Genomic DNA, 21,479 nt, shown 5'->3' with positions numbered 1-21,479 from the left:
CAGACCCTTTGCAGGCGCGAGCCTGCTCGCGATGAACCTGAGAGCACCGAGGGGTGTCAGGTGCCCCGTGTCATCGTTCACGATCATCGCGAGCAGGCTCGCTCCTACGGGGGGCTCCGTTACCCGAAGAACCAGTAGCAAACGCCAATGGCGCCCAGGACCCCCGCCAGCTCCGCCAGCAATGCACACCCCACCGCATGCCGCGCGCGCTGGATGCCGACCGAGCCGAAGTACACCGCCAGCACATAGAACGTCGTTTCAGTACTGCCTTGAACCGTCGCCGCGACCAGCGCCGGGAAGCTGTCCACGCCGGAGGTCTTCATGGTTTCGATCAGCATCGCCCGGGCGGCGCTGCCAGAGAACGGCTTGACCATCGCGGTTGGCAGCGCATCGACAAAACGGGTGTCGAGGCCCGCCCATTGCACCAGATGACGAATCCCGTCGAGACCGAAATCCAGGGCCCCGGATGCGCGCAAAACCCCCACGGCACACAGCATCGCCACCAGATACGGCAGCAGGTTTTTCGCCACGTCGAAGCCTTCTTTAGCGCCTTCGACGAATGCCTCGTAAACCTTCACTTTGCGCAATGCGCCGATCACCAGAAACACCATGATCAGCCCGAATAGCGTCAGGTTGCCGAGGATCGACGACAGACCGGCCAGCGCAGTGGCCGATAGCGTCGCCAGCAGCGCCATGAAGCCACCGAGGGCGAGGGCGCCGGGGATCAGATAGGCCAGCACCACCGGGTCCCAGACGCGCAGGCGCTGCATGAACGCCACGGATAGAAAGCCGACGATGGTCGAGCAACTGGTGGCCAACAGAATCGGCAGGAACACCAGCGTCGGGTCGGGCGCGCCTTGCTGGGCGCGGTACATGAAGATCGTCACCGGCAGCAGGGTCAGGGAAGAGGCGTTGAGCACCAGGAACAGGATCTGCGCGTTACTGGCGACCGTTGCGCTGGGGTTGAGCTCCTGCAGGGCTTTCATGGCCTTGAGGCCGATTGGGGTGGCGGCATTGTCCAGGCCCAGGCCGTTGGCGGCGAAGTTGAGGGTGATAAGGCCGATGGCGGGGTGGCCGGGCGGGACTTCCGGCATCAAGCGTAGAAACAGCGGGCCAAGGGCCCTGGCCAGCCATTCGACGATCCCGGCTTTTTCGGCGATTCGCAGGAAGCCCAGCCAGAGGGTCAGCGTGCCGAACAGCAAGACCATGACTTCGACCGATAACTTGGCCATGGCGAATATGCTTTCCACCATCGCTGCGAAAATCCCGGCGTTACCGCCGATCAACCACTGCGCCAGCGCCGACACGGCTGCCACGATGAAGAAGCCAAGCCAAAGGCCGTTTAGCATCAGTTAAATCCCCCAAAAGATGCGCGAATGATAGCGGGGTGGCCAGAAACGACAAACCCCGGAATTCTCCGGGGTTTGTTTAATACGGCATGCGCGGACCCCTGTAGGAGCGAGCCTGCTCGCGATGAACGTCAACGATGACGCGGGCATTCTGGATGAGCGCGGTGCTCCTGTTGCCATCGCGAGCAATCGAGCGTCGACCGACTGCTCTTACAGGGGGCATGCGTCAGTGACGGGAAATCTCGCCAGCCGGCAGCTTTTCTTTGCTGCGCCAGTGCGGCAGGGAGTTCCAGTAGCGCTGGCCCTTGGCGTCGTCGTACATGCCTTCCCAACGCGCGATGACCAGCACGGCCAAGGCATTGCCAATCACGTTCAGGGCCGTACGGGCCATGTCCATGACGCGGTCGACACCGGCGATGAACGCCAGGCCTTCCAGTGGAATACCCACACTGCCCAGGGTGGCCAGCAGCACCACGAAGGACACGCCCGGTACACCGGCGATGCCTTTGGAGGTCACCATCAGGGTCAGGACCAGCAGCAGTTGCTGGCTGATCGACAGGTCGATGCCGTACAGCTGGGCAATGAAGATTGCCGCGATGCTCTGGTACAGGGTCGAACCGTCAAGGTTGAAGGAGTAACCGGTTGGCACCACGAAGCTGCAAATGGCCTTCGGTGCGCCGTAGGCTTCCATCTTCTCGATGACGCGTGGCAGCACGGTTTCGGAGGAGGCGGTGGAGTAGGCCAGTACCAGCTCGTCCTTGAAGATGCGCATCAGCTTGATCACGGAGAAGCCGAACAGGCGAGCGATCAGCCCCAGCACCACGAAGGCGAAGAAGGCGATGGCGACGTAAACCAGGATCACCAGTTTCGCCAGTGGCAGCAGCGAGGCGAAACCGAAGTTGGCCACGGTCACCGCGATCAGTGCGAAAACGCCGATCGGGGCGTAGTTCATGATCATGTGAGTGACCTTGAACATGCTTTCCGATACGCCCTGGAACATCTTCACCAGCGGTTCGCGCAGGTCCGCTTGCAGGCTCGACAGACCAAGACCGAACAGCACGGAGAAGAAGATGATCGGCAGCATTTCACCGCGGGCCATGGCCGCGAAGATGTTCGACGGAATCAGGTTGAGGATGGTTTCGATGAACGCGTGTTCATGCTGAACCTCGGCTGCGGTCGCCTGGTACTTGGAGATGTCCACGGTCCCCAGGGTGCTCATGTCGATGCCCGAGCCCGGATGGAACAGGTTGGCCAACAGCAGGCCGACCACAATGGCGATGGTGGTGACGATTTCGAAGTAGACGATGGTCTTCAGGCCGATGCGCCCGAGTTTCTTCGCGTCGCCGACGCCCGCGATGCCGACGATCAACGAGGAGATCACGATCGGGATCACAATCATCTTGATCAGTCGGATAAAGATATCGCCTGCCGGTTGCAGGACGTTGCTGATCCACCAGGCTTTCTCGGCACTGAAATGGTTGAGCAGTGCACCGATTGCTATCCCCAATACCAGACCGATGAGGATCTGCCAGGCGAGGCTAAGCTTTGCCTTCTTCATATCTTTACCCTTACTTCAGTTTGACTCGAGCGGATGCATGAACCGGGTCGCTTGTGGCGAAAAAGTCTGTGCATCCGCCCCCGTATAAGGAGCCCCGGAGCGCTTGTTAATGGCTCTCTGGCAGGCGAAAAAAGGCGCAACTATTCCGATGCAAGGAAGCGACGTCTAATGCCGTAAACGCCTACCCTATGCCGAATCGGCATGAGGTTTTTTTACTGAAACCCGCGTCCCAATCGGTTCGAATGTGACATTTCGGCAGGCATAAGTGCCGTGAACCGGCCATCACAGCGCAGATTGATTATTTATTGAGCAATAGAATAGACGACAAATTTCGGGAAAATCCCGCGAGGTTCAGGGAAAACCGACAAGCGAAAAATGGCCATTTTTCTCGATATACGGTCAGTCGCGAGCAACCGGTAAAAGTACTTGAGGGGAGAAGAGGGGGATTTTCGGCGGGAGGGGGCTAAACAAATGCGTCGCTCTGGCTCGATGCTTTGAGCGTGCAAGCTCTCCGCAAGTCCGTCGAGCCATGCTTGACCGGCGAACTTGCGTCGCAGCTTTTACCTGACCCGGCCCTTGCGCAGGCACTCCATGTACCCGTAGGTCACTCCGCCCCTGAAACAGGCAGAACGTCCCGACCCCTTGGTCATGCGCCGACCTTCCTCAGGTGGGCGCAGTGGAAGAGGCATTTAGCCCCTTTCATATTTCAAATTCGGTATCGATGCCTCAATACCAACGTGATCTTTTTTCAGTCGGCATTCCATTGCTGGTTGACCCGCGTCTGCCCGTCATTGGAAGACCATGGCCATGGCGCTGCCGCCCGGTAGCAGGGCGGCTGCCAGTGTCTTTAACCCAACGTTCATGCTTAGCCTCGACCGCGACGGCCAAAGAAGAAGGAAGCAATGAACATCACCAGGAACACGACAAAGAGAATCTTGGCGATACCCGTGGCGGTGCCCGCGATACCACCGAAGCCCAGTACGGCAGCGACAATGGCAATGATCAAGAATGTGATTGCCCAGCTCAACATGGTGATTCTCCTTACGCTTCTATTTAGAGGTGTTGCTCGTTTCGGCGCGGCGATCGCGCCAAAGGTGTGAACCTAGAACACCCAGCGCTCCTGACGAGGCCTCTCATCGTCTGGCCGAGCCTGATCGACATCCATCATTCGTATGGAGGTGTTGTCGCTCATGCCGCTGCTGGCGGCGCTGAAGTGAGTCTGTGTCGGATGTTGAAAGGAAACGCGCGACGCTTCCTGCTGTTGGTTCTGCTCCCAGCGCAGGAACTGCTGGCCGGCGATCAGCGTGATCAGCAGCGCGAGCACGGCGAACAGACCTTGCTGAAGATGCAGTGGCGAGAAACGCAATTGGGCGGCACGTTGGCAATTCATCCTGAGGCTCCTCCCACGCTGGGGTCATTTCGTTGAGGGCGTTTGTTGTTGCCCTGCGTTACTCAGGTTGTTGCAGCCTGCATGCCAGCTTTTTTATATGTAAAACTCTTTATAAATCAATCTGTTAAGTAATTAGCGCAAAGGGCTGCGGACGCATCCTGCACGATGGCCCTTTGCGCCGTCGTGCGTAATGCACGATCGATTTGAGCGATGTCGCATTATTTTTGAATTGAGAGTAGGGCGCAGGTGTCAGACATGGACACAAGGCATCGTGTCAGGAGAGAGCTAACCTGCCATGGAAGGAATGCATCAGAATAAACCATGCAACTTGCCCGATTTTTCCGGGACTAACCAAGATCATTCATTAAGGAGCGTAGGAAAATGGAATCCGCCACTGAGCACCAAGGTCGTATTCTTCTGGTGGATGATGAGTCTGCCATCCTGCGTACCTTTCGCTATTGCCTGGAAGACGAGGGCTATAGCGTGGCGACCGCCAACAGTGCTGCGCAGGCCGACGCGTTGTTGCAACGTCAGGTCTTCGACCTGTGCTTCCTCGATTTGCGTCTGGGTGAAGACAACGGTCTGGATGTGCTGGCGCAGATGCGGATTCAGGCACCCTGGATGCGCGTGGTGATCGTCACCGCGCATTCGGCCGTGGACACTGCCGTGGATGCTATTCAGGCCGGTGCTGCCGATTATCTGGTCAAACCCTGCAGCCCCGATCAATTGCGCCTGGCAACCGCCAAACAGTTGGAAGTACGGCAATTGTCGGCGCGTCTGGAAGCCCTGGAAGGCGAGGTGCGCAAAACCAAGGGCGGCCTGGATTCCCACAGTCCGGCGATGAAGGTGGTGCTCGAAACCGCCCGCCAGGTGGCGGTGACCGATGCCAATATTTTGATTCTCGGCGAATCCGGCACCGGTAAAGGCGAGCTGTCCCAGGCGATTCACGGCTGGAGCAAACGGGCGAAAAAATCCTGCATCACCATCAATTGTCCGTCGCTGACCGCCGAACTCATGGAAAGCGAGTTGTTCGGTCACAGCCGTGGCGCGTTCACCGGGGCCAGCGAAAGCACCTTGGGGCGTGTCAATCAGGCAGACGGCGGCACGCTGTTTCTTGATGAGATCGGCGATTTTCCCTTGATTTTGCAACCCAAGTTGCTGCGATTCATCCAGGACAAGGAATACGAGCGTGTCGGCGATCCGGTCACCCGCCGCGCCGATGTCCGCATTCTCGCGGCCACCAACCAGAACCTCGAAGACATGGTCCGCGATGGCCGTTTCCGGGAAGACCTGCTCTATCGTCTGAACGTCATCACCTTGCACTTGCCGCCGCTGCGCGAACGCCGAGAAGACATTTTGACCCTGGCCGACCGGTTCCTGGCGCGGTTCGTCAAGGAGTACGCGCGTCCGGCCCGGGGATTCAGTGATGAGGCGCGTGAAGCGCTGTTGAGCTATCGCTGGCCGGGGAACATTCGCGAGCTGCGTAACGTGGTGGAGCGAGCGAGCATTATCTGCCCGCAGGAGCTGGTCGAGATCGTTCACCTGGGGATGGCCGACACGCCGGTCAATAATGCGCCACGTATCGGCGCGGCGTTGAGCCTGGATGAATTGGAAAAGGCCCACATCGGAGCCGTCCTGGCCACTGCCGGTACGCTGGATCAAGCGGCGAAAACCTTGGGCATCGACGCTTCGACGCTGTACCGCAAGCGCAAACAGTACAACTTATGAGTCGCCGCCGATGAAACTGGCCATGAAGTTGCGGACCCGGCTGTTCCTCAGCATTTCCGCACTGATCACGGTGGCGCTGCTCGGGCTCCTGCTCGGGCTGGTCAGCGTGATGCAAATGGCCGGGAGCCAGGAAGCCCTGGTGCGCAACAACTTCAGCACCCTGGACCTGGGCCTCAAATTGCGCCAGACCCTGGGCGATCAACTGATCATCATGCTCAGTGAAAACCATGACGCCGCGGCCCTTGAGGCTTCCAAGCAGCATTACCTTGAGCTTCTGGATCAAGGCATTGCCCAAGAGCCGCCGGTCGAAGGCAGTGAGCACGGCTTCAGAAAGGCCAAGGCTGACTACTTGAGCTTCATCCAGGCGTATGAAGCGGCCGATGAACCGACGCATGTGCTGAGTGGCAACGAGGAACTCACTGAAAAATTCAATGCGCTGCGAACGGGTTTGCTCAATGAGCACAAGCAGGCGCTGGATAACATCAGCGCGACGGAGCGTTCGTCCCGTGAGCGTGCGCTGCTGATCGCCGGGTTGCTGGGGTTGGTCGGGCTTGCGGTGCTGATCATTGGTTTCGTGACGGCTCATGCCATCGCCCGGCGTTTCGGGGAGCCCATCGAAGCCTTGGCGCAGGCGGCGGACAATATTGGCCAAGGCAAATTCGACGTCACGCTGCCGATTTCCTCGGCGGTGGAGTTGAACCAGTTGACCAAGCGTTTCGGGATCATGGCCGAGGCGCTGCGTGAACATCAGGCCACTAATGTCGATGAGTTGCTGGCGGGCCAGCAGCGGTTGCAAGCCGTGCTCGACAGCATCGATGACGGCTTGCTGATGATTGATCGCCAAGGGCGCCTGGAGCACCTCAACCCGGTGGCGCAGCGTCAGTTGGGTTGGGACACCGATCGCCTCGGCCAGGGGCTGGGCACCGCACTGGAGCGTCCCGAGCTCGATGAGCAGCTGCAACTGGTGCTGCGTGGCGGCACGCTGGAGCGGGCGCCGGAGGACTTGAGTGTCGAGGTCGATGGCGAGTCGCGCCTGTTGACCTATAGCCTGACGCCGGTCAGCCACACCCAGGGCCATATTCTCGGCGCGGTGATGGTGTTGCATGACGTCACCGAGCAGCGCGCTTTCGAGCGGGTACGCAGCGAGTTCGTGTTGCGCGCCTCCCATGAGTTGCGCACCCCGGTCACCGGCATGCACATGGCGTTCGGCCTGTTCCGCGAGCGCACGCATTTCCCCCCGGAATCCCGTGAGGCCGATCTGCTGGACACGGTGAATGAAGAGATGCAGCGGCTGATGCAGTTGATCAACGACCTGCTGAATTTTTCCCGTTACCAGAATGGCCTGCAAAAGCTGACGCTGGCGCCCTGTTCCATCGAGGATCTGTTGGAGCAGGCGCAGTTACGATTTGCCGAAGGCGCCGAGCAGAAGGGCATTGAGTTGTTGGTGGAGATGCAGGGGCCATTGCCGCACTTGCAGGCGGACCAGCCGCAACTGGACCGTGTGCTCGATAACCTGATCGACAATGCGCTTCGCCACACCGCCCGTGGTGGGCTCATCCGTTTGCAGGCCCGGCGCCATGGCGAGCGGGTCATTATCAGTGTCGAAGATAATGGAGAAGGCATCGCCTACGGGCAGCAAGGGCGTATTTTCGAGCCCTTTGTGCAGGTGGGTCGAAAAAAAGGCGGAGCGGGGCTCGGCTTGGCGTTGTGCAAGGAAATCGTGCAGCTGCATGGTGGGCGGATGGGGGTTTATTCGCGGCCGGGGCAGGGCACTCAGTTCTATATGGCGCTGGCGGTGTAGCGGCTTTCAGGCCTCGTCATCCAGGCGTCGCTTGTTCACCCGGCGACCCCGGGTAATCAGTTCGATGAGTTGTACTGCACTCAGCGCATGGGCGAACAACCAGCCCTGGCCGAACTTCACGCCCTCACTGCTCAGCAACGCGGCCTGGGATTCATGCTCGATGCCCTCGGCGATGACTTTCAAGTGCAGTGACTGAGCCATGTGGATGATGTGCGGGGCCACGCCGCTGCTCGCCGCGTCATGACCCAGTGCATCAATGAAGGCCTTGTCAATTTTCAGGCAATCCACGGGCAGGGTTTGCAGGTAGGCAAGGCTGCAATAGCCGGTGCCGAAGTCATCGATCAACACCTGATGCCCGACGTCCCGCAAGGCTTGCAGGTTTTCCCGCGCCACCTCGACGTCGATCAGTCCGCGTTCTGTGACTTCGAAGGCAATTTGCTTGGCCGCGACCCGGTGCAAGGTGAGCAGGCGTGCCATCACTTGGCCGATGCGCGGGATCATGACATCACACGCCGCCAGGTTGACCGAGATGTAGAGCTGCGGATTGGCCCGCAGCACTTGCCCGAGCTGCTCAAGCAGGCGTTGCAGGACGAAGTCGGTCATCTGCCGGATCTGGCCGGTGTTCTCGGCCATGGGGATGAACAGGTCGGGACTGGTCAGGCTGCCGTCCGGCCTGCGCCAACGCAGCAAGGCCTCGGCCCCGACGCAGTTGCGACTGTCGAGATCGAAAATCGGCTGATACAACACTTGCAGCTCGCCGCGGCGAATGGCCCCCGTCAGTTCCGCATCCAGCGACTGTCGCTGGCGTACCAGCAGGAACACCAGGAAGCCGACAAAGGCAGCCAGCACCAGACTGACCGGTAACAACCACCACCACATCGGCGGTATATGGGTGCTGGTGCGGGGGCTGATCAGCACCAGTTGGAATTCCGGGTTGGCGGTGGGCATGCGGTAAATCAAACGGTACTGCGTGACTTGCAGTGCGTCGCGGCTATTGAGTGGCCAAGGTTCGGTCAGCGACCAGACCTGTGAGTCACCCAACACCGGAATCGCCCGGGTGCCATGATCGAGAACCACCAACAAACTGCTGCCCGGTGACAGGTCGACCATGTCGGTCAGGTGGCCGCGAGACGTGGCCACACGAAAATTGCCACGGCCGAGCATCAGCGCCGCACGGTTTTCATCGGGTTCCGTGGTGGTGTTCAGCCAGTAACTGTAGGTGGGCCCCTTGATGTCCGGTGGCCGGGTCAGTGACAAACCTTCCTGGCGTGGGCGGTTCGAGCAGATCCGCTCCGCGTCCATATAGGCGGCTTCATACACAAAGCGGTAATTGAAGCTGACTTGCTGCAGGGTCGCGATCATCTCGTCATTGCAGGTTCGCAATGGCTGCGCTTCCAGGTCATCGAGGCTTTCGCGCAATTGCCCGAAAAGTTGCTCCAGGCGGGCGAGGAAACGTTCGCCCTGAGCATTCATTTCCTGACTTTCGTTTTGTTCGACCTGCTGGATGGCCACGAAGTAGCTGCCGGCCAACAGCAGTGAAGCACTTAAGACAGCAGCGAGCATCGCCAAGAACCAGGGGCGATAGAACCAGCTACGGAGCATGTCTCGAGCAGCAGTCATTTTGGAATATCCGACGGATTACCAATGAGTTATAGCTGCTGATTGAGAAAGTGCGTTGACCGCCGGGCGGGCGTCATTATTTTGTCTGATTAAGCACCTGAAGGAGGGCTGCCGTCTGCGCGTCCGGGGTTCCGTCGTAGCGTGACGGCCGGAAGTGCATTTGAAAGGCGGCGAGCACGTGGCGGGTTGCCACGTCCAGTTCGCCGGTTTGCGGCGTGTCGTAACCGACGCGGGCCAGCTGTGTCTGAAACCAGGTGATGCTCGGCAACTGTGCCTCGAATATCGCTTGTTGCCTCGCCACGGCTTGCTCGTTCGGCCAAATGCCGATGCCTTCGCTCGCCAGGCGTTTCCAGGGAAACAACGGCCCGGGATCGAGTTTGCGCAGCGGTGCGATGTCGCTGTGGCCGATGATGCTGTGAGGGTTGATGGCGTGGCGCTTGCTGATGTCCTTGAGCAGGACGATCAGCGACTGGACCTGGGCTTCGCTGTAGGGATACCAGAGACGTCCGGTCGGAGTGTCCTTGAATCCCGGATTGACGATTTCGATGCCGATGGAACTGGAGTTGAGCCAGGTCCGTCCTTGCCATTGGCTGTCCCCGGCGTGCCAGGCGCGCTGGTTTTCGTCCATCAGTTTGAAGATGGTCGCGTTCTTGTCGTCGCCGATCAGGTAGTGGCTACTGACTTCACCGTGGGTGAGCAGTTGCAGAGAGCGCTCCTGGGATGCATTGGTGTAATGCAGCACCACGAACTGAATGCGGCTGTCGTGGTTGGCGGAGGGGTGGCTGGTGTCGAAACGGGGGCCGCTGGCGCAGCCGGCCAGCAGAATCAGCGACACGATAAGAGCGAAATATTTCATGGTGGAGGGCGATACGCGCAAGACAGTAATGCAACAGTGTAACGTACTGCCTTGCGCGTGGACGCCAATCGCGCAGTTTTAAACAAAATGGAACAATTGCCCGTCAGCCCAGTTCCACCCGGTTTCGTCCTGCATTTTTTGCCCGGTATAGCGCCTGATCGGCTCTCTTAAGCACCAGGTCGCTATGTTCCCCCGGTTTGAACGCCGTCAGGCCCATGGAAATAGTGATCGTCACCCGCTCACCCTTGAAGTGGAAAGGGCAGGCTTCAATGGATGCGCGCAGGTATTCCAGCAGCTTCATGCCGGCCGCCGGCACGGTGGAGGGCATCAACAGGACAAACTCTTCACCGCCGAAGCGTGCAATGAAATCCGTGTCACGCAGGCGCTTGCGCAGCACGCTGGCGATGAGTTTCAGCACTTTGTCGCCCGCCAGGTGACCGTAGTTATCGTTGATGCGCTTGAAGTGATCGAGGTCGAGCATCGCCAGCATCAGCGTGTTGCCGTGTTGCTGCCACTCGCTGATTTCGTGGTCCAGGCGTTCGCTCCAGGCGGCGCGGTTGGGCAGACCGGTCAGCGGGTCGATCAAGGCTTTCTGGCGTTGCTCTTCGAGGTGTTCGCGAAAGCCCAGGGCCTCCTGCTCCATGAGGGCCACCCGTTCGGCCAGGCTTTTCAGGCGGCCCGCCACCTCCTGCTCACGCTCGTCGCGTTGCTTGCGGTGCTGGTCCATGGTGCCCAGCAGACCTTCGAGTTGGTTCTCCAGTACTTGCTTGAGGTCATCCAGGTCTGCCGCTTCATGCATGCTGTTCTGCAAGCCGTCGACTTGTTCGCGGATCTGCGTGTCCATGGCTTGCGCGGCAGACCGGTTGTCGGCATGACCGTCGCTGGCAGCCTGCAGATTGCTCTGGAACGATTCGAGTCGTTCATTGAGTCGTTGCAGGTAAGTCTCGAATTCGTGCTGACCGCTGTCGGAGATCGCCAGCATCAAGGTGGCGAGATCGTCGAGGATCGGTAGCAACTCGTACCAGTTCAAACCATTTTTCAAGCGGTCACGCATCGATTCGGCTTGCGGGCGGTGACGTTCAGGTAGCGTCAGGTCGTCGAGCAGGCCCAGCAAGGTGTCTTCGATGTGTTTGGCTACCGAGCTGTACGACGGCTCGGGCGAGTCCGGCAGGGCATAGAGTATGTCGTCCTCGGATTGCTCCGGATCGATGGCCGCCAGTGCCTGGGCCATGGGCGCCGGGAGTGGCAGGGTGTCGAGAAACACCACCGGGGTCAGTTCGTCAGGGTTGGTCCCCAGGTCAGTCTGCGCCAGCGGTACGATGGAGGAGAATTCCGCCTCCCTGGGTGCCTCTGAAGCAGGTGGGGCCGTCGTCTCGATGGGCGATTCGGGCTCTTGTTGAGGTTCCGGGGTTGGCGGAACAACTGCGTGTACGGCTGACGACTCTGTCGTTTGCGATGAAGTTTCGATGGCCGGTGGGGTGGAAACCGCTTCGGGAGAGACCGGAAGCGCCTTCGGCGGTTCATCGAGGGCGGGCGCGAGATCCACAGGTACTGAGGGTGTCGCGGCAACCGGTGCGCAAACGGCTTCGGCGGACGGCGCGATGGGGGCCTGTTCCAGGGCGACGGCCGCTTCCTCGGTTTCGCGGTGACCGAACAGCCGCTGCAGCAGCCCCGGTCGATCGGGTTCTGTCGGGCTATCCAGCTGACTCAGGGCCTTGCCCTGCAGACCGCTGAGCTCACTCAGGAGCAAAGGGATCTCGCGGGCCTGGCTGACCCGACTATCCAGTTGTTTGGCGAAATGCTTCAGTGGTCGCCGGACTTCTCGGGGCAGCGGCAATTTTTGCAGTTGAGTGACCAGTGCGGTCAGTGCGGCGCTGGTCTGGTTGACACGTGTCTCCCGGCGCTGCTCGGACTCGAGCACGGCTTTTTCCAGGCGCGGGAGCAGGGCGGCCAGGCCGGCGTCCATGTCGTCGGTGCGCACCACTTCGCGCATTTCCTTCATGCACTGGTCGACGGCGCGGTCGGTGCCTTCCGCCGCCAGAGTGCTGCGTACCAGGCCGCGACGCAGCAAGTCGAGGCGTGCGTCCCAGCGACGTTCGAGCTTTTCCTGTTGTTCGATGCTTTTGAGGTATTTCTCTTTCCAGCGCTGTGTTTCGTCGCTCATTCAAGGGATCCGCGAGGGGCAGGACTCAACGCGGGCAATGCATCGGCCGTGAGCGAACCCGGCAGACGAATCTCTACCGCGACCGGCAGGTGATCGGAAATGGGCTGGGCCAGCACTTCGACCTTTTCAAGGGTCAGGGTCGGGCTCAACAGAATATGGTCCAGACAGCGCTGCGGACGCCAGCTGGGGAAGGTCGCTTCCAGTTGCGGGGCCAGCAGGCCGAGGTCACGCAATGGCGAGTTTTGCAGCAAGTCGCTGGCATGGGTGTTCATGTCGCCCATCAGTACCTGGTGCTTGTAATCGCCGATCAGATCACGGATATAGGCCAGTTGCAGGCTGCGAGCACGGGCGCCCAGTGCCAGGTGCATCATGACCACCACCAACGCCTCCGGGCCTTCGCCGAAGCGCACCAGAATCGCCCCGCGGCCTTTCGGCCCCGGCAGCGGATGATCTTCAATCGCCCACGGGCGCAGGCGGCTCAGCACGCCGTTGCTGTGCTGAGCGAGACGCCCGAGATTTCGATTGAGTTGTTGATACCAGTAGGGGAAGGCGCCGAGCTGGGCCAGGTGTTCGACTTGATTGACGTAGCCTGAACGCAGGCTGCCGCCATCGGCTTCCTGCAACGCGACCAGGTCGAAGTCGCCGAGCAGATTGCCGATTTTCTGCAGATTGTCGGCACGCCCGGGGTGCGGCAACAGATGTTGCCAGCCTCGGGTCAGGTAGTGCCTATAGCGCTCGGTGCTGATGCCGACCTGAATGTTGAAGCTGAGCAAGCGCAGACGGCTGTCCGCCGGCAAGCCCGTAGACTCCAGATGGTGTTCGTTGACCTGCGGATCATGCAGGCCAACGACGCGTTCGGTTCCCCAGCGGCGCATGGTGAGTACCGCGCTTAGTTGGCGGCAGCCTTGTTAGCCGCTCGCTCTTTGTCTACCAGTTTGTCGGCCAGTTGCAGGGCCTGTTCGGCACCGCCGGCAGAACCGACGTCAAAACGATACTTGCCGTTGACGATCATGGTTGGAACGCCGGAGATTTCATATTTCTTGGCCAGTTCTTTGGCCTTGTTGATCTGGCCCTTGATGGCGAAGGAGTCGAAGGTGGCCAGGAACTTGTCCTTGTCTACGCCCTGGGTGGCCAGGAAGTCCGCCATGTCATTCTTGTCGGTCAGCTTTTTGTGTTCTTTCTGGATGGCGTTGAACACCGCAGCGTGCACCTTGTGCTCGACGCCCATGGCTTCAAGGGTCAGGAACATTTGGCCGTGGGCGTCCCATGGACCACCAAACATGGCGGGGATGCGTACGAAATTCACGTCGGACGGCAATTTTTCAACCCACGGATTGATCACTGGCTCGAAGGCATAGCAATGCGGGCAGCCGTACCAGAACAGCTCCACCACTTCGATCTTGCCAGGCACGGCAACCGGAACCGGATTAGTCAGTTCGACATAAGGGGTAGCGGGGGCTTCGGCGGCCTGGGCAGTCATGCCGAACAGGCTGGCAGCGACGAGTGCGGCGCTGATGATCAGATTACGCATGCTTTACTCCTGGACAAATTTATCGCCACGCGCGACCTGTTTTCAGACAGGTCCTGGCGGGCTTGAGTTCTGTAGTGTAACGGCAGCGGCCACAAAAAAGGGCGGCCAAAGCCACCCTTTTTATACTTGCTGCGATGGATTAATCGAGCGTTAACGTGGCAGGCGATAGACACCCTGCGCAACGCCCGATTCGCCGGCCTTAGTGCAGGCCCTGAATGTAGCTGGACACCGCTTCGATGTCTTTGTTGCTGAGCTTCGCGGCAATACTGCGCATGACCATGGTGTCACCGTCGTTCGTACGGTTACCTTCACGGAAGTCAGTCAGTTGCTTGGTCACGTATTGAGCATGCTGACCACCCAAGTGCGGGAAGCCGGCTGCCGCGTTACCCGCGCCATTGGGCGAGTGGCAACCGGTGCACGCAGGCATGCCCTGATCCACTTTGCCGCCACGGAACAAATCCTGACCGCGAGCCACAAGCTTCTCATCGGCGGCACCGACACTGCCTTTCTGGCTGGAGAAATAGGCAGCGATATCGGCCAGGTCCTGATCGCTCAGGTTGGTCAGCAGGCCTGTCATTTCCAGAACCGTGCGCTTGCCCGACTTGATGTCGTGCAGTTGCTTGGTCAGGTAGCGTTCACCCTGGCCGGCCAGTTTTGGAAAGTTAGGCGCCATGCTGTTGCCATCCGGGCCATGACAGGCACCACATACGGCGGCTTTTGCCTGGCCTGCAGTGGCGTCACCAGGTTTTGCTGGCTCACCTGCAGCATGGGCAATGCCGGAGATCCCCACGGTCAACAGCAGACTCACGATCAATTTGTTCATCAGCTAATCCAACTACGGCTAAGGGTTAAAGAGTTATGGACCGGGATTACTCGCTCATCCACTGGATGATGGCCTGGTAATCCTCGGCACTGCAGTCCATGCACAAACCACGCGGCGGCATCGCCTTGAAACCCTGGGTCACGTGTTGCACCAGCGTCTCCATACCTTTCGCCAACCTCGGCGTCCAAGCTGCCTGATCGCCCTTGCGGGGCGCCATGGGTAGTTGGCCGGAATGACAGGCACCACAAACACGGTTGTACACAGCTTCCGGATCCTGTGTAGCCTGAGCGCTGTAAAGCGGCATCAAGACACCGGCAACTAGCAGCCATTTCGTCATAAAACGACCTTTTCAGGGTTGAGAGCGTGTTGCGTTCTAATGCGCAATCAAGGTCTATCGCTCTCATGAACTTCATCCTACGCTGGGACAAAGCGCACACAAAATCTGCGGCATTATATACTGGCGTCAGTGAAACGGAAGCGACACCGCTTGCCGCGCCCATTCCAGGCGCCGCCCACATCGGAAATCCCATGCAACTCAAGAACCCCATCCTCGGTCTGTGCCAACAGTCCACCTTCATGCTCAGCGCCGCCAAAGTCGACCAATGTCCGGATGACGAAGGCTTTGAAGTGGCCTTCGCCGGTCGTTCCAACGCCGGCAAGTCCAGTGCGCTTAACACCCTGACTCACGCGAGCCTGGCGCGAACCTCGAAAACGCCGGGTCGCACACAGTTGTTGAACTTCTTCAAGCTAGACGATGAACGCCGTCTGGTCGACCTGCCAGGTTACGGATACGCAAAAGTACCCATTCCGCTCAAACAACACTGGCAGCGTCACCTTGAAGCGTACCTGGGCAGTCGCGAAAGCCTGAAGGGTCTGATTCTGATGATGGATATCCGTCATCCAATGACCGACTTCGACCTGCTGATGCTCGATTGGGCCGTCGCCAGCGGCATGCCCATGCATATCCTGCTGACCAAAGCGGACAAGCTCACCTACGGTGCAGCCAAGAACACGCTGCTCAAAGTGCAGTCGGAAATTCGCAAGGGTTGGGGCGATGCCGTGACCATTCAGCTTTTTTCGGCGCCAAAACGCATGGGCCTGGAAGACGCCTACACTGTACTGGCGGACTGGATGGAGCTGGCGGACAAGGGCGCCGAAGCGGCCGAGTAAAAGCTGCAGGCAAAAAAAACCCCGGACTTCTATGGGGAGGGGGAAGGTCCGGGGTTCAAGTTCCAGACCGCTAGGGCGGGGTCCAGATATCTGCCAACACTTAACACAACATAGGAGCATCGAAGGGCTTCACCAGCCATTCAGTAACTCTGAGTGGTGTTTTGGCGGATTAGTTCAGATTTTTTTCGAATGCCTTTGGAATAACCCTAAGCGCCTTCCGGAATAATCACCCTTCGCTTGCTCTGCTGCGGCACTACGCCGCAGCAGGAGAGCAGTGTCTGGTCAGAAGGCTCAGTGAGCCTCATCCCAGTTGTTGCCTACGCCCACTTCCACCAGCAACGGAACGTCCAGTTTCGCCGCGCCACTCATGTGCAGGCGAATTTCCTCGCTGACCTGATCGACCAGGTCTTCACGCACCTCAAGCACCAGTTCATCGTGCACTTGCAGGATGACTTTGGCATCGAGGCCGGATGTGGCGAGCCAGTTATCCACCGCGACCATGGCTTTCTTGATGATGTCCGCCGCCGTGCCTTGCATCGGTGCGTTGATCGCCGTGCGTTCAGCGGCGGCGCGTTCCTGCGGCTTGTTGGAGTTGATCTCCGGCAGGTACAGCCGCCGCCCGAAGAACGTCTCCACATACCCTTGATCCGCCGCCTGTGCGCGGGTGCGGTCCATGTATTGGCGAACGCCGGGGTAACGGGCAAAGTAAGTGTCGATGTAGGCCTTGGCGGTCTTGGTGTCCACGCCAATGTCCTTGCCGAGCTTTTGTGCGCCCATGCCGTAGATCAGACCGAAGTTGATCGCCTTGGCGCTGCGGCGCTGGTCGGAAGTGACGTCGGCCAGTTCGACCTTGAACACCTCGGCGGCGGTCGCGGTGTGCACGTCCAGATTGTGACGGAAGGCGTTCATCAAGCCTTCATCGCGGGACAGGTGAGCCATGATCCGCAACTCGATCTGCGAGTAGTCCGCCGCCAGCAACTTGTAACCGGCCGGGGCCACGAAAGCCTGGCGGATGCGACGCCCTTCAGCGGTGCGCACCGGAATGTTCTGCAGGTTCGGATCGCTGGAGGACAGGCGTCCAGTGGACGCCACCGCCTGATGGTAAGACGTGTGGATGCGCCCGGTACGCGGGTTGATCTGCTCCGGCAAGCGGTCGGTGTAGGTGCTTTTCAGCTTGCTCATGGAACGGTATTCCATGAGCACTTTCGGCAGGCGATAGTCGTCCTCGGCCAGTTTGGCCAGCACTTCCTCGGCAGTGGATGGCTGGCCCTTGGCGGTTTTCTTCAGCACCGGCAGACCGAGTTTCTCGTAGAGGATGGTCCCCAGCTGCTTGGGCGAACCGAGGTTGAACTCTTCGCCGGCGATCTCAAAGGCTTCGCGCTCCAGCGCGACCATCTTGTCGCCCAGTTCGATGCTTTGTAGGCCCAGCAGAGCAGCATCGACAAAAGCCCCTTGGCGTTCGATGCGCGCCAGCACCGGCACCAACGGAATTTCGATGTCGGTCAGCACGCTGGCCAGGCTCGGGATAGCGGTGAGTTTCTCGAACAGCGCCTGGTGCAGGCGCAAAGTGATGTCGGCGTCCTCGGCGGCGTAAGGCCCGGCCTGCTCGAGGGCAATCTGGTCGAACGTCAGCTGCTTGGCTCCTTTACCGGCGATGTCCTGGAAACTCACTGTGGTGTGATCCAGGTACTTCAGCGCCAGGCTGTCCATGTCATGGCGGGTCGCGGTGGAGTTGAGCACGTAGGACTCAAGCATGGTGTCGAAGGCAATGCCGCGCACAGTGATGCCGTTGGCCTGATCGCCACCGATGGCGCAGTTGGCCAGGATGTTCATGTCGAACTTGGCGTGTTGGCCGACCTTGAGTTTGTTCGGGTCTTCCAGGATCGGCTTGAGGGCGCGCAGGACGGTGTCGCGGTCCAGTTGCTCGGGCACACCGATGTAGGAATGGGTCAGCGGGATGTAGGCCGCTTCGTTGGCCTGCACGGCGAATGACAGGCCCACCAGTTGCGCCTGTTGCGCGTCGATGCCGGTGGTTTCGGTGTCGAAGGCGAACAGTTTGGCGTTGTGCAGTTTCTCCAGCCAGACGTCGAACCGTGCTTGATCAAGAACGGTTTCGTATCGGGTTTCGGAGGTGACCGCGGGCGCTTCGGCGTCGGCGGCGCTGAACAGGTCGGCGAGCGGCTCTGGCTCGGCGGCAGCGCTCAGTTCGATACGCTTGGCGTCGCGTTGCAGATCGTTCAACCAGCTCTTGAATTCCAGCAGGCTGTAGAGCTCGTAAAGTTTTTCCGGATCTTCGGCACCCATTTGCAGGTCTTCGAGGCCGATATCCAGCGGCACGTCGACCTTGATGGTCGCCAGCTGATAGGACAGGAACGCCATTTCCTTGTGCTCTTCGAGCTTGGCCGGCAGGGTCTTGGCGCCCCGGATCGGCAGGGTCGGCACGATATCGAGCTGCGCGTAGAGCTCGGTCAGCCCGCCATTGACCCCGACCAGCAGGCCGGAAGCGGTCTTCGGACCGATGCCCGGAACTCCCGGAATGTTGTCGGAAGAATCGCCCATGAGCGCCAGATAATCGATGATCTGCTCGGGAGCGACGCCGAATTTCTCCTTCACGCCCTCCACGTCCATGCTGCTACCGGTCATGGTGTTGACCAAGGTAATGTGGCCGTCGACCAGTTGTGCCATGTCCTTATCGCCGGTGGAGATGATCACCGGACGGTTGGCGGCTGCGCTGCTGCGGGCCAGAGTGCCAATCACGTCATCGGCTTCGACGCCATCAACGCACAGGAGCGGGAAGCCCAGAGCGATCACGCTCTGGTGCAGCGGCTCGATCTGCACGCGCATGTCGTCGGGCATGCTCGGACGGTTGGCCTTGTATTCGGCGTACAGGTCATCGCGAAATGTCCCACCCTTGGCATCGAACACCACGGCGAACGGACTGTCCGGATATTGCTTGCGCAGGCTCTTGAGCATGTTCAGTACGCCCTTGACCGCACCGGTCGGCAGGCCTTTGGACGTGGTCAGTGGCGGCAGCGCGTGAAAGGCGCGGTACAGGTAAGAAGAACCGTCCACCAGGACGAGGGGAGCTTGGCTCATGAGCAGGATCAACCTTTTCGGCGGGTCCGGCGCTAGAATAGCGGGACCGTTGACGACAAAGGGACAAGGTTATCATGTGCACACTAAATCGCCTGTTGCTGGCTGGCTTGTTTGCGATCGCTCCATTAGCCGCCATGGCGGCGGACGATGCGCCTTCCGCAGATCCGGAAGTAACCATTCGCACGGAAGGCGATAAAACCATTCAGGAGTATCGGCAGAATGGTTTTTTGTATGCCATCAAGGTCACGCCGAAAATAGGTAAGCCGTACTTTCTTGTGCGTGCCGATGGCACCGATGCAAACTACATCCGCTCGGATCAGCCGGATATGCTGATACCGTCGTGGAAGATCTTTGAGTGGAAATAGTTTCTTAATTTCAATCGGCGCTGGCCTGCTGGCGGCGCCCGTACTGGCAGTTTAAACATGTCTGTGTTCACTCCCCTGGCTCGGCCCGAGCTGGAAGCTTTTCTCGCCCCTTATGGCCTCGGCCGCCTGCTTGATTTCCAGGGGATTGCCGCCGGTAGCGAAAACACCAATTTCTTTATCAGCCTGGAGCAGGGCGAATTCGTCCTGACCCTGGTCGAGCGTGGTCCGGTCCAGGAGATGCCGTTCTTCATTGAACTGCTCGACGTGCTGCACGAAGCCGATCTGCCGGTGCCTTACGCCTTGCGCACCACCGACGGTGTTGCCCTGCGCGAACTGGCCGGCAAGCCAGCGCTGTTGCAACCGCGCCTGGCCGGCAAGCACATCAAGCAAGCCAATGCGCAACATTGCGCGCAAGTCGGCGAGTTGCTCGGCCATCTGCACCTGGCGACTCAAGCCAACATGATCAAGCGCAAAACCGATCGCGGCCTCGACTGGATGCTGGAAGAGGGTACGCAGTTTCTGTCGCACCTGAACGCCGAGCAGAAAGACCTGCTGCAACGGGCACTGGAAGAAATCACTCGGCAAAAAGAGAAAATTCTGGCACTGCCGCGAGCCAACATCCACGCCGATCTGTTCCGCGATAACGCGATGTTCGAAGGAACGCACCTGACCGGGCTGATCGACTTCTACAACGCCTGCTCGGGGCCGATGCTCTACGACGTGGCGATTGCCTTGAATGACTGGTGTTCGGACGAAGAGGGGCTGATCGATGGGCCACGTGCCCGGGCTTTGTTGGGGGCCTATGCGGCCCTGCGGCCATTCACTGCTGCCGAAGCCGAGCTATGGCCGACCATGCTGCGTGTGGCTTGCGTGCGCTTCTGGCTGTCACGCCTGATCGCAGCGGAGTCGTTCGCCGGGCAGGACGTGTTGATTCACGATCCGATGGAGTTCCAACTGCGGTTGGCGCAGCGGCAGAAGGTCAATACGCCGCTGCCTTTCGCGCTCTAAGTTTTGGTGAGGGGGGCAAGCCCCCTCACCACAGGTTTTGTGTCAGTTACAGCGACTCAAGGCACCCTGCCAGGTCATTTCCCAATTTTTCCAGTACCTGCTCATACCCCTGGGCAGTCGCTGGTGTGTATCCGCCCAGCGCATCCAGTTCCGCCAGTTTCACCGGCAGCCCGGCCACCAGGGTTTCCGCCAGGCGCGGACGCAGGGGCGGTTCGCTGAACACGCAGGTCTTGCCCACTTCCTGCAGCCGCGCGCGCATCGCCGCGACATGCTGGGCGCCGGGCTGCACTTCGGCTGCAACACTGAAAACGCCGGTGTGCTTGAGCCCATAAGCGTCCTCGAAGTAATCGAAGGCTTCGTGGAACACGAAGTAAGGTTTGCCTTCAATACCGGCCAGACGTTTCTTTAGGCGCAGATCCAGCGCATCGAGACGCTCATCGAACGCCTTGAGATTGCTTTGATAGCGCGTGGCATTGGCGGGATCGGCTGCACTGAGGTCAGCCGCCATTTTCGCCGCGATGACACGGGCGTTGATCGGCGACAGCCACAAATGTGCGTCCAGGCTACCCGGGCGATGATCGTGGTCATGCTCATCGGCCTCTTCGGCGTGGGAGTGGCTATCTTCGGCGAAACGGCGCAGCTTCATGCCCGGCAGATCCTGCACGGCGACGCTCGGCAGCGTACGACCGTTCAGCACGCGTGGCAGGAAACCTTCCATGTCCGGGCCGATCCAGTACAGCAGATCCACCGATTGCACTTTCCGTACATCGGAAGGGCGCAAGGCATAGTTATGCGGTGAGGCTCCCGGCGGCAGCAGCACTTCCGGAATCGCCACGCCGTCCTGCACCGCCGCGGCTATCAATTGCAGCGGCTTGATGCTGGTAAGGACTTTGACTTCGGCGTGGGCCGAGCCGATCAGCAGAAAACTGGCGACAAATGCGACAAAAACAGAAAAAAGTCGGGACACGATGACCACTCGAAGAGGCGAGAACGGGTAACATAATAACGTCTCTCACCATA

The 21,479-nt window shown here is 59.7% G+C and carries 18 protein-coding genes and 1 pseudogene; 5 read left to right on the top strand and 14 right to left on the bottom strand.

Translation table 11 applies throughout. The features are described 5' to 3' along the window. Window positions 1-12: 12 nt before the first annotated feature. From JQF37_RS31855 to JQF37_RS22595, 5 genes and pseudogenes are all read right to left on the bottom strand, one after another. Window positions 13-135: pseudogene (locus tag JQF37_RS31855) on the bottom strand (outer membrane lipoprotein carrier protein LolA); the annotation flags it as partial. After that, entirely contained in the window at window positions 120-1,349 is a 1,230-nt protein-coding gene (locus tag JQF37_RS22610) for a spore maturation protein (RefSeq protein ID WP_130208014.1), read from the bottom strand. The gene JQF37_RS22610 and the pseudogene JQF37_RS31855, both read right to left, overlap by 16 nt. 226 nt (window positions 1,350-1,575) lie before the next feature. Further along, complete coding sequence (gene gltP, locus JQF37_RS22605) at window positions 1,576-2,907, bottom strand: glutamate/aspartate:proton symporter GltP (protein WP_130208012.1); 1,332 nt, start codon at window positions 2,905-2,907, stop codon at window positions 1,576-1,578. Between the two features lie 865 nt (window positions 2,908-3,772). Further along, window positions 3,773-3,937: a DUF1328 domain-containing protein gene (locus tag JQF37_RS22600; RefSeq protein ID WP_003170804.1), complete on the bottom strand. Its 165-nt coding sequence runs from the start codon at window positions 3,935-3,937 to the stop codon at window positions 3,773-3,775. A gap of 72 nt (window positions 3,938-4,009) precedes the next feature. Continuing rightward, window positions 4,010-4,297 carry a hypothetical protein gene (locus JQF37_RS22595; protein WP_130208010.1) on the bottom strand — a complete coding sequence of 96 codons (288 nt, stop codon included), beginning with the start codon at window positions 4,295-4,297 and terminating at the stop codon, window positions 4,010-4,012. 381 nt (window positions 4,298-4,678) lie between these two features. Here JQF37_RS22595 and algB point away from each other — a divergent pair, with 381 nt between their 5' ends. Together algB and JQF37_RS22585 are read left to right on the top strand one after the other, a co-directional pair. After that, window positions 4,679-6,025 (top strand): sigma-54-dependent response regulator transcription factor AlgB, encoded by a 1,347-nt coding sequence (gene algB / locus JQF37_RS22590; RefSeq protein WP_130208008.1) that lies wholly within the window; start codon window positions 4,679-4,681, stop codon window positions 6,023-6,025. Between the two features lie 10 nt (window positions 6,026-6,035). Further along, complete coding sequence (locus JQF37_RS22585; protein ID WP_130208006.1) at window positions 6,036-7,826, top strand: KinB sensor domain-containing domain; 1,791 nt, start codon at window positions 6,036-6,038, stop codon at window positions 7,824-7,826. Window positions 7,827-7,832: 6 nt separating this feature from the next. On the opposite strand, the gene JQF37_RS22580 is transcribed toward JQF37_RS22585, so the two are convergent. The 7 genes from JQF37_RS22580 to JQF37_RS22550 form a co-directional block, all read right to left on the bottom strand. Continuing rightward, window positions 7,833-9,446 (bottom strand): EAL domain-containing protein, encoded by a 1,614-nt coding sequence (locus JQF37_RS22580; protein WP_130208004.1) that lies wholly within the window; start codon window positions 9,444-9,446, stop codon window positions 7,833-7,835. A 76-nt stretch (window positions 9,447-9,522) separates the two neighbouring features. Continuing rightward, window positions 9,523-10,302, bottom strand: a complete 780-nt coding sequence (locus tag JQF37_RS22575) for an N-acetylmuramoyl-L-alanine amidase (protein WP_130208002.1) — start codon at window positions 10,300-10,302, stop codon at window positions 9,523-9,525. 103 nt (window positions 10,303-10,405) lie between these two features. Continuing rightward, on the bottom strand, window positions 10,406-12,466 hold the full coding sequence (locus JQF37_RS22570; RefSeq protein WP_130208000.1) for a diguanylate cyclase: 2,061 nt from the start codon (window positions 12,464-12,466) through the stop codon (window positions 10,406-10,408). Further along, on the bottom strand, window positions 12,463-13,341 hold the full coding sequence (locus JQF37_RS22565) for an endonuclease/exonuclease/phosphatase family protein (RefSeq protein ID WP_103405363.1): 879 nt from the start codon (window positions 13,339-13,341) through the stop codon (window positions 12,463-12,465). Before JQF37_RS22565 ends, JQF37_RS22570 begins: the two co-directional genes overlap by 4 nt. A gap of 14 nt (window positions 13,342-13,355) precedes the next feature. Beyond that, on the bottom strand, window positions 13,356-13,997 hold the full coding sequence (gene dsbA, locus JQF37_RS22560) for a thiol:disulfide interchange protein DsbA (RefSeq protein WP_130207998.1): 642 nt from the start codon (window positions 13,995-13,997) through the stop codon (window positions 13,356-13,358). 199 nt (window positions 13,998-14,196) lie between these two features. Further along, entirely contained in the window at window positions 14,197-14,820 is a 624-nt protein-coding gene (locus tag JQF37_RS22555; RefSeq protein WP_198132148.1) for a c-type cytochrome, read from the bottom strand. A 46-nt stretch (window positions 14,821-14,866) separates the two neighbouring features. Continuing rightward, window positions 14,867-15,157 (bottom strand): cytochrome c5 family protein, encoded by a 291-nt coding sequence (locus JQF37_RS22550; RefSeq protein WP_103405366.1) that lies wholly within the window; start codon window positions 15,155-15,157, stop codon window positions 14,867-14,869. A gap of 191 nt (window positions 15,158-15,348) precedes the next feature. Between JQF37_RS22550 and yihA the strand changes: the two genes are divergently transcribed. After that, the gene (gene yihA, locus JQF37_RS22545; protein ID WP_047535804.1) at window positions 15,349-15,990 is read left to right on the top strand and encodes a ribosome biogenesis GTP-binding protein YihA/YsxC; all 642 of its coding nucleotides are present in this window, start codon (window positions 15,349-15,351) and stop codon (window positions 15,988-15,990) included. 291 nt (window positions 15,991-16,281) lie between these two features. Here yihA and polA read toward each other — a convergent pair whose 3' ends face one another. Continuing rightward, on the bottom strand, window positions 16,282-19,086 hold the full coding sequence (gene polA, locus JQF37_RS22540) for a DNA polymerase I (RefSeq protein WP_130207992.1): 2,805 nt from the start codon (window positions 19,084-19,086) through the stop codon (window positions 16,282-16,284). 74 nt (window positions 19,087-19,160) lie between these two features. Here polA and JQF37_RS22535 point away from each other — a divergent pair, with 74 nt between their 5' ends. Both JQF37_RS22535 and JQF37_RS22530 read left to right on the top strand, forming a co-directional pair. Continuing rightward, window positions 19,161-19,451: a DUF2782 domain-containing protein gene (locus tag JQF37_RS22535; RefSeq protein WP_130207990.1), complete on the top strand. Its 291-nt coding sequence runs from the start codon at window positions 19,161-19,163 to the stop codon at window positions 19,449-19,451. 57 nt (window positions 19,452-19,508) lie between these two features. Beyond that, on the top strand, window positions 19,509-20,459 hold the full coding sequence (locus JQF37_RS22530) for a homoserine kinase (protein ID WP_130207988.1): 951 nt from the start codon (window positions 19,509-19,511) through the stop codon (window positions 20,457-20,459). A gap of 46 nt (window positions 20,460-20,505) precedes the next feature. Here JQF37_RS22530 and JQF37_RS22525 read toward each other — a convergent pair whose 3' ends face one another. Continuing rightward, entirely contained in the window at window positions 20,506-21,435 is a 930-nt protein-coding gene (locus tag JQF37_RS22525) for a zinc ABC transporter substrate-binding protein (RefSeq protein ID WP_130207986.1), read from the bottom strand. Window positions 21,436-21,479: the final 44 nt, after the last annotated feature.

Source organism: Pseudomonas sp. MIL9 (assembly GCF_016887925.1).
Classification (GTDB): Bacteria; Pseudomonadota; Gammaproteobacteria; order Pseudomonadales; family Pseudomonadaceae; genus Aquipseudomonas; species Aquipseudomonas mohnii.
The sequence above is the reverse complement of the archived record's forward strand: the minus strand, read 5'-3'. Positions and strand labels throughout refer to the sequence as shown.